This is a genomic window from Arthrobacter bambusae (genome assembly GCF_022606295.1).
GTDB classification, from domain to species: Bacteria; Actinomycetota; Actinomycetes; order Actinomycetales; family Micrococcaceae; genus Arthrobacter; species Arthrobacter bambusae_A.
Genome location: NZ_JAHHZS010000007.1, coordinates 142,457 through 154,165 on the forward strand (window position 1 = coordinate 142,457; position 11,709 = coordinate 154,165).

The window sequence follows — 11,709 nt, forward strand, 5'->3', positions numbered from 1 at the left end:
TCGTGCATCTTGACTTTGGTTTAGCACAGAGTGGGGCGGCCTAGAAGAGGTCGCGGGATTACTAGGGGATCCGGTGGTGCCGCCACGTAGGGAACTGGTCCCGCGCTGCTTGGACGGCATCCGGTGAAAGGTCAAGCGTCGCGAAGGCCGGCTCCGTGCCGAGGCCATGCAGGACAGTGCCCAGGGGATCGATGAGCATGCTGTAGCCGATGGACACCGGAGGAGTCTGGGAGACTGCCGCCACGTACACCCCGTTCTCGATGGCCCGGGCTTTGGCCAGGGTTGCCCATTGCTCGGTCTTGGCCGTGCCGGGAACCCAAGAGGAACAGACGAGGAGCACCTCGGCGCCGGCGTCGGCGAGGACGCGCGCCAACTCGGGGAAGCGGAGGTCGTAGCAGGTCATCAATCCGAAGGTCATGCCGCCGCAGGAAAAAGTGACGGGCACCGGCTCAGGTGCCGGTTTGATGTAGTCCGACTCGCGGAAGCCTTGGCAGTCGAACAGATGGATCTTCCGGTAGCTGGCAAGGCGGGAACCGTCCGGACCGATCGCCACCAGGGTGTTGAACGCCCGGTCCGGCTCACCGGACGCTTCGGGCTCACCGGACGCTTCCAGGAGGCCGGCGACGACGGCGATCCCGTCACGTGCCGCCGTCGCGCAGAGTCGTGCGGCCACCGGGCCGTCAAGGGGTTCGGCCATGTCCACGAAGCTCCGGTCCACCCGGCTTTTCTCGTACGTCGAGTACTCCGGGAACACCACGAGTTCAGAGCCCTCGTCGGCTGCCCGTGCGCAGTAATCCGCGATGAGGTCGAGGTTACGGCTGACGTCCGTGCCGGAATCGATCTGGGCTAGGGTGATGCGCACGTACTCCTCATTTCTCCCTATGTGCTGTGACCCGGGAAACACTGTGGCCAGTCTTCACACAAGGGCGGGTTCTTTTTCCTCCATCACCATCTCCGGCGGCGCCTTCCGGAACCCCTTGGTGATGATGCCCAGCACCACGACGCCGACGCAGAGCCAGATCAGGCCCAGCGTGATGGCATTCGAATCGAGCTGGGAGAGCAGGAACCCGTCGATGATGGCTCCCACCGCCGGCATGACCACGTAGAACAATACGCTGAGCCGGTGCCCCGAGCGACGTTGGCGCAGGTAGTAGGCAATGACCGAGACGTTGACGAGGGTGAAGGCGGTGAAGGCGCCGAAGTTGATGAACGAGGTCGAGGTGGCGACATCCAGGAACATGGCGATGAGTCCCACGGCGCCGGTGATGACGAGGTTGAATACCGGCGTGTGGAAGGACTTGTTCAGCGCTCCGAAGATCTTCTTCGGCAGGACGGAGTCCCGGCCCATGGCGTAGAGCAGTCGTGAGGCGCTGGCCTGTGCCGCGAGTCCGGAGGCAAACTGGGACACCACGAGGCCCGCCAGGAAAACGGCGCCGAAGAACTGCCCGCCGATCTTCAGGGCAATGTCAGACGCCGCCGACGCCGAATCGTCGAACACCCCGCCGGGATGGATCAGCTGGGTCGTGTAGGACACGACCACGAAGATCGCGCCGCCGATGAGTGCCACGAGCATGATCGCCTTCGGCACGGTCTTCTTTGGCTCGATGGTCTCCTCGGTGAGGGTGGACACGGCGTCGAAGCCGAGGAACGAGTACGCGGCGATGGCGGCGCCGGCCGTGATCTTGTCGAAGCTCGACGTGTCGTTGAAGAACGGAGCGGTGCTGACCAGGGCGCTCGCGCCGGAGGTCGAGACCAAGGTTCCAACCGACAAGGCCACGAAAAGGACTATCACCAGAAGCTGAAATGCCATCAGGAGGTAGTTGGCCTTGTCAGCCACCTTGACGCCAACCACGTTGAGCAGCGTGGTGATTGCGATGAACGCGACAATCCAGACCCCGATGGGAATATCCGGGAACTGCGCCGTGAGGTAGGAGCCCCCGATGAGCCAGATGACCATCGGCAGGAACAGGTAGTCCAGCAGGACGGCCCAACCGGCCAGGAAGCCGATCCGGGAATCGATGGAGCGCCTGATATAGGTGTACGCGGAGCCGGCCACCGGATAGGCAACCGCCATGCGGCCGTAGCTCTGCGCGGTGAAGAGCATGGCGACCATGGCCACCAGATACGCCGACGGGGATGCTCCGCCGGTGGTTTCGGCGATCACCCCGAAGATCGCCAGCACGATGAGCGGGGTCAGGTAAGCGAGGCCGAACAGGACCAGCGAGGGCAGTTTCAGGGCGCGCGTGAGGCTCGGTTGTGTTGTCACCGGTGGTTCCTTAGGAGTCGGAGGACCGCGGGGTCCACGTGGTCGGGTCGATGCGGCCTTGGTAGACGGGCAGGTCAATGGGCGGCTCGCCGGGGCGGAATTGGGACCAGGGACGGTTGAGGTTTTCGGTCCCGTGCGTGCGGACATGCTCGACGGCGGAGAGGTCCAGTTCCGCGGCGAGAAGGGTGGGGGCGTCGTCGTCGGCCTCGGCTATCGTGTTTCCCTCGGGGTCGACGATCAGGCTGAGGCCCTTGCCGGTGGGGCCCGCGCAATTGACGCTGACCATGAAGACCTGGTTCACAATCGCGTTTGCCTTGGCGAGGACGAGTTCCTGCTTGCGGTCCGGCGTCGTGGTTTTGACGACGTTGAGGATGACTTCGGCGCCCATCCACGCCAGCTGGCGGGTCACCTCGGGGAACCAGGCGTCGTAGCAAATGTTCAGGCCCACCCGGCCGATCCCTTCCAGGTCGACGGTCGTGAACCGGTCGCCGGGGTCGTAGGGTTCGAAGGGGCGCCAAGGGAAGATCTTGCGGTAGTACCCGGCAAGGCCGCCTTCCGGGGAAAGGACCAACTGGGTGTTGAACAATTGCCCCTCGGGTCCGCGCTCGCAGACGCTGCCCGGAACCAGCCAGATCCCCAGGTCCGCGGCGAGCTGCCGTAGCTCGCTGACGCGGGGACCGTCAAGCGGCTCGGCCGCGTCCTGCAGCATTTCCGTGCGCTGCAGGTCCGGGTTGGAATCCCCGAAAAGGTGCAGTTCCGGGAAGACCACGAGCTTGCTTTCCGGTTGGATCGCGACGGCGGCCGCGACCTCGTCCGCGAAGGCCTGGATCGGCTCGCCGATCAGTCGGGGTGCCGCTTGGGCGGCGATGAGGGGAAGGATGCGTTGCACTGGTTTCTCCACGTTGTCGTTGTGACTCGCCTCATATTAGATCATAATGATCAAATAAAAGGAAGGTGGATTTTGCCACGTAAAGTAGCGGATATGACCCGTCAGCTCGAGGACGCCACCGGCGACTCTCCCATCGATGCTGCCCCTTTGCTCGGTATCGACCGCCGGAGCGCCATCGACGCCGTACGGTTGCGGATCGGAATGGCCATCTCCTTGGGGCTGCTTCAGCCGGGGGAGAGGCTGCCCGACCAGCAAGACGTCGCGCTGGGCCTGTCGGTCAGTCCGATCACCGCGCGGAGGGCCCTGGCCAGTCTGGCTGACCAGGGCGTCGTTGTCCGCCGTCGAGGGCGCGGCGGCGGAACCTTTGTCGCTGATGAGCCGCCGCAGAAGGTGCTTGAGCAGCTCGCTGCTTCGCCCGCGGAATCCCTTGCCGTGAACCGGTTGGTGGACCGCCGGCTGCTGTTCGAATGCGCGGTCACCCACTTCGCCGCAGTCAATGCCACGGTGGCCCAACTTGACGAGCTGGAACGGCTTACCCAGGAAATGGCCGGGTCAAGCAATTGGTCCGAATACCACCAGGCCGACGAGCGGTTTCACAGGCTGGTCGCGGCGTCGTCGGGCCTTGGAGCGGCGGTCGACGTCTACAACGAGGCGTTGGCGGAACTCTATGCCTACTTCATCCCGTACCCGATCGAGTTCCTCCACGAATCCAACCGTGACCACATAGCGCTCGTGAACGCCCTGCGGGATGGCGACGATCGCGCGGCCGTGGAGGTATCGCGGCGGCACGTGGACGTGTTGCACAAGACGATGTTCATGGGCCTAGCCGGCGGCGATGGCCGCAAAATGGGGTAAACGACGGCTCTTGCCTTATCGTCCGGGATTTCGGACTAATCCTGGACGCCTTTCCGTGATCGGTATCACTTGGCATGCTCTGATTGATTCTCAGTTGGGGACATCGGACTTCGGTTGTCAAAGTGAGGATTAGGCATGCAGGCCACAGGAAAAACGGGATCAGGCGGGCCACGCGTTGAGCGTCGTTCCATCGACTTTGTCCCGGAAAATGAACGCCATGGTTCGCCGGGCCAGCAGTTCACGCTCTGGTTCGGGGCGAACATGCAGATCACGGCCATTGTCGACGGCGCCTTGGCCGTACTGTTCGGCGCCGATGCGCTGTGGGCGATCATCGGCCTCCTGGTCGGAAACCTCTTGGGTGGCGCGGTCATGGCGCTCCATGCGGCCCAGGGGCCGAAGCTCGGCTTGCCGCAGATGATTTCCAGCCGTGCGCAGTTCGGGATCTTCGGGGCGGTGATTCCCTTGGTGCTCGTGGTCGTGATGTACCTCGGCTTCGCGGCGACCGGAACGGTCCTCTCAGGACAAGCAATCAGCCTCATCCTCCACACGGACACCCCGGCGGTGGGCATGGTCGTCTTCGGGGTGCTGACCATCGTCGTGGCGACCCTGGGCTACAAGTACATCCACATGTTGGGCCGCATTGCGACCGTCGTGGGTGTCCTCGGCTTCACCTACCTGGGCATCAGGTTGTTGACCAGCCAGGACGTCGGCGCACTCCTGGGTGCCGGCGGTTTCGAGTTCCCCACCTTCCTGCTCGCCATCTCGCTTGGCGCCGGATGGCAGCTGACCTACGGCCCGTACGTGGCCGACTACTCCCGGTACCTGCCGTCCAAAACCCCGGCACGCAAGACCTTCATGTCGGCGTACCTCGGCACGGTGATTGGGTCCCAGTGGTCGATGACCCTGGGAGCGCTCTTCGCTGCCCTCGCATTGCCCAAGGGGGCACGGTTCCTGGACGGCCAGGTCGCTTTCCTCGGGAACCTGAGTGGCGGCGGACTGATCGCGGTGGTCATCTACCTGGTGATCGTGACCGGAAAACTTACCGTCAACACGCTGAACGCTTACGGCGGCTACATGACCATGCTCACCTCGGTCACGGCGTTCACCCGCAAGTCCGCAGTAGCTTCATGGACCCGGTTTGCCTACGTGATCGGCTTTATCGGGCTCTCGGTGCTCATCGCCGTCCTTGCTTCCCCGGATTTCATCGCCAACTTCAAGAACTTCGTCCTGCTCCTGCTGATGGTCTTCATCCCGTGGAGCTCCATTAACCTGGTGGACTACTACCTGGTTTCCAAGGAGAAGGTGGACATTCCGGCCCTGTATGACCTGAACGGGCGCTACGGGCGCTGGAACAAGACCGCGCTGCTCAGCTACGCGATCGGTATCGTCGTCCAGATCCCGTTCCTGGCGCAGACCCTCTACACCGGACCGATGACGGACCTTCTGGGCGGGGCGGACATCTCCTGGCTCGTAGGCCTCGTGGTCACGGCAATCGTGTTCTATCCGCTGGCCAAGAGGAACTCCAACGCTCCGGCCGAGATGGTCTACCCGACGGAACCCGCCTCGGAGGCAGAAGCTCCGCTAGCCGGTTCCGTGCCGAACGCCGCGTCAGTTTAGTCTCTGCCCCCTCCGACGCTCGCTCACTTTTGGGGTGTTTTCGGCGGACGCTCGCTCACCTGAGGTGAGCGGGCGTCCTTTCTTTTGGCCGTAGAGGTGAGCGGGCGTCCCGACGCCAAGGAGGGAACGACGTCGGGATCAGGCTTGGGTGCCTAGCCTGCGGGAGATCTCCCTGGCGCACCGGGTCACTTCCGGAATCCACTCCCTGGCGACGTCTTCGATGCGGACCGCCCGTTCCTCTGGCGTCTCGGCGTCCTTTGCCCTGTGCCTTGTGCTCCCGCCGGGGAATGCCCGGTTCGACACCGTCAATGTCACGCTGGCCACGGGATAGCGTTGCCGGTCGAGGACGGCGACGGCCACTGAGGAAAATCCCGCTGTGACCTCGTCCTGCTCCCAGGCGTATCCGAGCGACCGTGCCCGCGCCAAGAGATCCTGCAGCGCTGGCAAGGATTGCGGGCCGTTGCTGTGGCGCTCCGCGAAGGCCTCCGGTCCTGGGAAAAGCGCGGCCACCTGCGCGGGGTCCATTTGGGCCATCATCGCCCGGCCGCTGGCCGTGAGATGGGCGGGAAGGCGCACTCCTGTGTCGGTGACCAAGGGGCTTTGCCGCGGGGCCCGCTCCTCGATCACGTAGACGACGTCCCGCCCGTGCATCACGGCAAGGTGTGCAGTCCGGCGGGTCCGGGCGACGAGCCGGGACAGGGGGAACCGGGCGATCCGCTGAATGGGAGCCTGCCGCGAATACCCGGTCCCCAACTCATGGGCGGTCACCCCCAAGGCATACTTCCGCTCCTCGGGAAGGTGGACCAGGAAGCCGTCGTCGATCAATGAGGCAATGAGCTGATACGTGGTGGACCGAGGCAGGCCAACATCGCGCGCAATGATTGATGCGCTGACCGGGCCGGCCTGGCCGGCGACGTATCTAAGAACCGCCAGCACCTGGGCCGCGGCCGGCGCCTTGGGCCGCACGGAGTGACTGTACATCGTCCCAGAATACGCCTCGGATTGTCTGGTATACCGGACGTTCGACCCGCTAAGAGAACCCCGCCAGCCGGGCCCGCGCCGTCTCCGCGGCCCGACGCTCCCGCTCGGCTAGCCGGGCTGCCAGCTTGCGGTTCCGCTCGGCCAGGGTGATCGCCCACTCCGTCTCGGCAAGCTCCTGTTGCAATGCGGCCAGCTTGTCCTTGGCGGCTTTGACGTCGACGGCGAGTTGTTCGCTCCGGCGCACGGCCTCCGACTTTTCGCGCTCGGCCTGGGCGAGTTCCAGGTCGGCCTTGTCCGCGCTGCGCTGTGCTTCCGCGAGTGCGGTTTGCGCCTTCTCGCGTTCGCGCTCCGAGTCGGCGCGAGCCCGCTGTGAGTCTGCCCTCCCGCTTTGCCGCCCGCCGTCGTCGGGCTCTTCTTTGCCCGGGCCCACCACGGGAAGCGTGCCCGCAATCGCCACCGCGCCCGAGAGATCCACGGGTTCCAATCCATTCGTGGCGAGCGAACGCACAAGCTGCCCGCTGCGGAGCGCCGCGGCAGCGCCGGGATCGGTCATGGCGGCCCTCAAGGTTGCCTCGATCTCCATGGCGGCAGCGCCACTGACCTTGACGCCGAGGCCTTCCGCCACTGTCCGGGCCTGCTCGACGGCGGCACCCAGGACGCGGGGGCGCTGTTGGCCGAGAGTGCGGAGACGGTCGTGATCCTGCTGCTCCTGTGCCTCCCCGAGCGATGCCCCCAGCTCCAACACCCCCGCGAATTCCTTGGTGCCGTGCCGGACGAGCATGTTCACCGCCCACGCCGCGGTCGAGGGCTTGGGCAAGTGGGCGATGTGTTTCGCCAGTTCGGCGTCCCCCGCGGACTTGGCTTCCTTGGCCCGCGCCGTGCGGGCTGCCGTGAAGGCCGAGGGAACCAGCGTGTAGAGCTCGACGGCGACCGCGGCCAGTTCCATGGTGGAAGCGGTTGCAGTATTACTCGGCGAGGAACTCGGCCAAGGCGTCGGCCATGACGCTAGGTTCCCAGCCGTGGTTGGCGCCTGGAATGGTGGCCTTTCGGGCACTCGGGATGTTGGCCACGATGGAGTCGGCCGCTTTCGGCATGATCGGAATGGTTTGCTCGCCGACGATCGCGAGGGTTGGCTGGGTGATGCCGGACCACAATTCGGCGCGAGGCGCGGACTGGGACCACGCGAGGGATTCGGCGTCGGCCAAAAGGCTTGGGCCCAATTCGATCATGATGGGCCATCCTGGACTGTTCTTGGCGCCGGCCAGCCACTCCGGCGGCATGTCCTTCATGTAGTACTCGATGGTGCCGGCCTTGTCGCCGGAGGCGACCCGTTCCTGGAGCCCGGCGAAGAATTCAGCCCCGCCGGTGCCGAGTTCTTCGCTCAGCGGAGTCTCCCAGAGCGCGAGCTTCGTGACGGGCAGGCCTGCTGCCGCGGCGGCCAGGGAAATAGAGCCGCCGGAAGAACTCCCGAAGAGCGCGGCCTGGCCGCCCGCAATGTCGATGAGCGTGGCGAGATCGTCGATGTTGTCCTTCAGGGTGAATGACGGAGCCTCGGCGCTTTCCCCTCGGCCGCGCCGATCGTAGTTCAGCACCGTGAATCCCTTGGCGGCCAGGAGTTTGGCCATTTCCACCGTGTTGGCGTCGAAGCCCCTGAATTGCATCGCGCCGCCGACCAGAATCACGGCAGGCCCCTCGCCGTGTTGGTCGTAGCCGATGCGGGTACCGTCTTTCGAGATCGCAAATTCGGACATTCCAGACCCTTCGATGTGGCGGACAGTCGGTTCCTAAACTCTGCGGCCCAGCCACGTGCGGGTCAAGGGGAAAGGCGGTGACAAGGAGTTCTTAAGAGCTTCTTAAGTGCTGGGCGCCAGAGTGGAAGCAGGCCGCACCACGGCCGTCACCCCCGAACCGGAGACACCATGCGATCACACCCCAAGCACAACACTTCCACGGAAGGCCGCCCTTCCGCCGTCGTCCGTCACAGTGTGCCGCTGCTTCCCCAGCCCAGGTACTGGCTTCTGTGGGGCATTGTCCTGGCCGCGGCAGTACTGGCCATTGGCTTCAGCGTTCAGTCTGTTGCGGGCCTGACCACCAGTGAATTCGGTGTGGACCAGGAACTCAGCCGCCATCACGTGGGTGCACTGACCACCGTGGCCATGGCACTGAATTTCCTTTTCGCCCCCGCAGCGGGAGCTTGCATTGTCCTGGTGATCGGCTTTTACCTTCTCCTGGTCCGCAAGTCCTTCGTGCGTGCGGTCATGTTTGTGCTCTTCGCATGTTCGGGCTGGGTTGCCAGCGAGGCATTCAAACTGATCGTTGCCCGCCACCGGCCCAACCCCGCGCTTCTTTTCGACCCCCTGGCTCCGGAGACGGGTTCCAACAGCTTTCCCAGCGGCCATACCGCCTTTGCCGTAGCGCTCGCCTTCGCCCTGTACTTCCTGGTCCGGGGAACCCGGTGGGGAGTCATCACCGCTTGGGCCGGTGCCGTGCTGGCAGTGGTAGTGGCGTGGTCCCGGATCTACATCGGAGTCCATTACCCCAGCGATGTTGTGGCGTCATTCCTGGCCACCAGCGCCGCAGTGATCGTCTTGGCCGGGCTTTGGAACCGGTACTCACCGCGCGTTTTCGCGCGGTTGCCGTTTGGTGCGGGTTCTGAAGCCCGCCCGGAAGCAACCGCGTCGGAAGCCACCGCAACCAACGCACACGGATCCTGAGGAGGACCCCATGCACGTACTTTCCGCCATGCCCGCGTTCCTCGATCCCACCACCCTCCTCCAGGGCATGGGCCCCGCGGCGCTGGGCGTCGTGGCGCTGATCGTTTTCATCGAGTCCGGTCTCCTGTTCCCCTTCCTGCCCGGTGACTCGTTGCTCTTCACTACCGGCTTGCTTCACCAGCAATTGCAGCTTGAATTGCCGGTATTGATCGCCGTCGTATCGGCCGCCGCCATCGCCGGAGACCAGATCGGCTACATGCTCGGGCGCAAGTTCGGACGGCGCTGGTTCAAGGACGACGCACGCGTGCTGAAGACCGCCCACCTGGACACGGCCGAAGATTTCTTCAAACGCCGTGGCGGCCCGGCGATCGTCTTGGCCCGCTTTGTCCCCATTGTGCGGACTTTCGCGCCGCTGAGTGCAGGCATCGCCCGCTACAACTACAAATCCTTCACCCTATGGAACATCGCCGGTGCCGTCATTTGGGCGACCTCCGTGACACTCCTGGGCTCCTGGCTGGGACACTACGAGTTCGTTGCCAAGAACATTGATGCGATCGCCGTCATCATGGTCCTGATCTCAGTCCTTCCGTGGGGAGTCGAGTTCCTCAAAAAGCGACGCAAGGTCAAAGTGGGGGCCGCAAACGGGCACGCCGGGGAACAATAGACAGCATGACAACAGCTGAGCGGCCGTGCCTCCTCCTGGTCGAAGACGACGCCGCTCTGGGGCCGCTTATCAGCGAACTCCTGGAGCCGGACTTCGCTGTCCACTTGGCTGTGAATGGGGGCGATGGGCTCCACCTCGCGTTGACCCAGGGTTGGGATGCGATGGTCATCGACCGGGGGCTGCCGGTCATGGACGGCATCGCACTGATCAAGGCCATTCGTGCCAAAGGGATTGCCACCCCGATCCTCATCCTGACGGCGCTCGGTGCCACCGATGAGAAGATCCGGGGCCTCGACGCGGGTGCGAACGACTACATGAGCAAGCCGTTCGATGCCATGGAACTTGCCGCGCGCTTGCGTGCCCTCACCAGGACGTACGCCCAGCCGCCCCAGACCCTGGAAATAGGGGATTGGGAGCTCGACGCCGGTGCACGCTCCATGCGCTCCGTGTACGGTTCTGTCGTCACGCTGACGGCGAAGGAAGCCGGGCTCCTCGAAACCTTGGCGGGCGAACCCGAACGTGTCTTCACCCGTGAAGACCTCATCAACACCTTGTTCCACCCCACGGACCAGCCCGGCGTGATCGACACCTACGTCCACCACTTGCGCCGCAAGATCTCCAAATCGGTGGTCCGGACGGTCCACGGCCTCGGATACCAGATCGGCGAGCCCCATGATTGAGGACCATTCCCATGAGTGAGAACCCGGACCAGGCGACGCTCCGCAAAGCGTCGCTCAAGATCGCGGTGCGTATCAGCGCGGCGTGTGCGGTTTTGGTTCTTTGCCTGCTGGCGGCCGCGGCGATCTACCTCTTCAACCAAGCACAGCATCCATCCCTGCCTGGACCAGGCGAATCCAACTCCGTCTACGCGTATCTGGACACCAAGGACCTCCTGAAGGCCATGATCGTTGCCGGGATTGCGGGGATCCTTCTTGCCGGGGCCATCGGCTGGCTCAGCGCTCGGAGTGCCATCAGGCCCCTGGGAGAAGCGTTGGCCTTGCAACGAAGGTTCGTGCAGGACGCCAGCCACGAATTGCGCACACCCCTCGCCATCCTCGACGCACGCGTCCAGCTCGCCCAGCGCGATGCCCCCGCGGACTCCAAAACCGGGGAAGCACTCGCTCGCATCCGCAATGACACCGCGACCCTCACCGGCATCGTCAACGAATTGCTTGTCGCGGCGACAGGCTCGCCCGCGGATGCCCCCGCAGAGCCGAGCGATCTCGCCAAGGTGGCGCGCGCCGTCGTCGAGAGCCTGCAACAACTCGCGGGGGAGAAAAACGTCCGCGTCATCCTGACGGAAAAGGACCGCCCTTTCGCGCTCATAGACGGCAATGGCTTCCGCCGCGCCCTCCTTGCCCTGGCCGACAACGCGCTGGCGCACACCCCTGCCGGCGGCGAAGTAGGAATTACGACGGCGGTACTCGGCAACCGTGCGGTGGTCACGGTCGCGGATTCCGGGGCCGGGATCAAGGGAGTGGACCAGACCCGCATCTTTGACCGCTTCGTGAGGACACACAGTCCTGAGGCCGCACCTGGGCAGCGCAGCTTCGGAATCGGCTTGGCGTTGGTCCGTGAAATCATCACGGCAGCCCGCGGTGCCGTGGAGGTTCAACGCAGCGGGCCACAGGGAACGGTCATGAAGATCACGCTGCCGCTTGCTGGGAAAGATACGGCTGCGAAGGACGCCTCTCCGAAAGACACGGCGCCGGGCCCGGCATAG

The 11,709-nt window shown here is 64.5% G+C and carries 12 protein-coding genes; 6 read left to right on the forward strand and 6 right to left on the reverse strand.

Features of this window, described 5'->3' with window-relative positions; all coding sequences use genetic code 11:
- Positions 1 to 61: 61 nt before the first annotated feature.
- From KNN17_RS07165 to KNN17_RS07175, 3 genes are read right to left on the reverse strand one after another with little or no spacing between them, the layout of a single operon-like run.
- Positions 62 to 862: a carbon-nitrogen hydrolase family protein gene (locus KNN17_RS07165; RefSeq protein WP_241708105.1), complete on the reverse strand. Its 801-nt coding sequence runs from the start codon at positions 860 to 862 to the stop codon at positions 62 to 64.
- A gap of 54 nt (positions 863 to 916) precedes the next feature.
- Positions 917 to 2,266 carry an APC family permease gene (locus KNN17_RS07170; protein WP_139359579.1) on the reverse strand — a complete coding sequence of 450 codons (1,350 nt, stop codon included), beginning with the start codon at positions 2,264 to 2,266 and terminating at the stop codon, positions 917 to 919.
- 10 nt (positions 2,267 to 2,276) lie between these two features.
- Positions 2,277 to 3,155 (reverse strand): carbon-nitrogen hydrolase family protein, encoded by an 879-nt coding sequence (locus KNN17_RS07175; RefSeq protein ID WP_241708106.1) that lies wholly within the window; start codon positions 3,153 to 3,155, stop codon positions 2,277 to 2,279.
- A 93-nt stretch (positions 3,156 to 3,248) separates the two neighbouring features.
- On the opposite strand from KNN17_RS07175, the gene KNN17_RS07180 reads away from it, so the two are divergent.
- Both KNN17_RS07180 and KNN17_RS07185 read left to right on the forward strand, forming a co-directional pair.
- Complete coding sequence (locus KNN17_RS07180; RefSeq protein WP_241708107.1) at positions 3,249 to 4,010, forward strand: FadR/GntR family transcriptional regulator; 762 nt, start codon at positions 3,249 to 3,251, stop codon at positions 4,008 to 4,010.
- Between the two features lie 135 nt (positions 4,011 to 4,145).
- Positions 4,146 to 5,627 (forward strand): purine-cytosine permease family protein, encoded by a 1,482-nt coding sequence (locus KNN17_RS07185; RefSeq protein WP_241708108.1) that lies wholly within the window; start codon positions 4,146 to 4,148, stop codon positions 5,625 to 5,627.
- 138 nt (positions 5,628 to 5,765) lie between these two features.
- On the opposite strand, the gene KNN17_RS07190 is transcribed toward KNN17_RS07185, so the two are convergent.
- The 3 genes from KNN17_RS07190 to KNN17_RS07200 are packed head-to-tail and all read right to left on the reverse strand — an operon-like array spanning position 5,766 to position 8,359.
- Entirely contained in the window at positions 5,766 to 6,608 is an 843-nt protein-coding gene (locus tag KNN17_RS07190) for an IclR family transcriptional regulator (RefSeq protein ID WP_078106331.1), read from the reverse strand.
- 49 nt (positions 6,609 to 6,657) lie between these two features.
- On the reverse strand, positions 6,658 to 7,554 hold the full coding sequence (locus tag KNN17_RS07195) for a hypothetical protein (RefSeq protein WP_241708109.1): 897 nt from the start codon (positions 7,552 to 7,554) through the stop codon (positions 6,658 to 6,660).
- 19 nt (positions 7,555 to 7,573) lie between these two features.
- Positions 7,574 to 8,359 carry an alpha/beta fold hydrolase gene (locus KNN17_RS07200; protein WP_241708110.1) on the reverse strand — a complete coding sequence of 262 codons (786 nt, stop codon included), beginning with the start codon at positions 8,357 to 8,359 and terminating at the stop codon, positions 7,574 to 7,576.
- A 168-nt stretch (positions 8,360 to 8,527) separates the two neighbouring features.
- Between KNN17_RS07200 and KNN17_RS07205 the strand changes: the two genes are divergently transcribed.
- The 4 genes from KNN17_RS07205 to KNN17_RS07220 are packed head-to-tail and all read left to right on the forward strand — an operon-like array spanning position 8,528 to position 11,709.
- Complete coding sequence (locus tag KNN17_RS07205) at positions 8,528 to 9,322, forward strand: phosphatase PAP2 family protein (protein ID WP_241708111.1); 795 nt, start codon at positions 8,528 to 8,530, stop codon at positions 9,320 to 9,322.
- A 10-nt stretch (positions 9,323 to 9,332) separates the two neighbouring features.
- Complete coding sequence (locus tag KNN17_RS07210) at positions 9,333 to 9,986, forward strand: DedA family protein (RefSeq protein WP_078106327.1); 654 nt, start codon at positions 9,333 to 9,335, stop codon at positions 9,984 to 9,986.
- Positions 9,987 to 9,991: 5 nt separating this feature from the next.
- Positions 9,992 to 10,666, forward strand: coding sequence for a response regulator transcription factor (locus tag KNN17_RS07215; protein WP_241708112.1), 675 nt, complete (start codon positions 9,992 to 9,994; stop codon positions 10,664 to 10,666).
- 11 nt (positions 10,667 to 10,677) lie between these two features.
- Positions 10,678 to 11,709, forward strand: a complete 1,032-nt coding sequence (locus tag KNN17_RS07220; RefSeq protein ID WP_241708113.1) for a sensor histidine kinase — start codon at positions 10,678 to 10,680, stop codon at positions 11,707 to 11,709.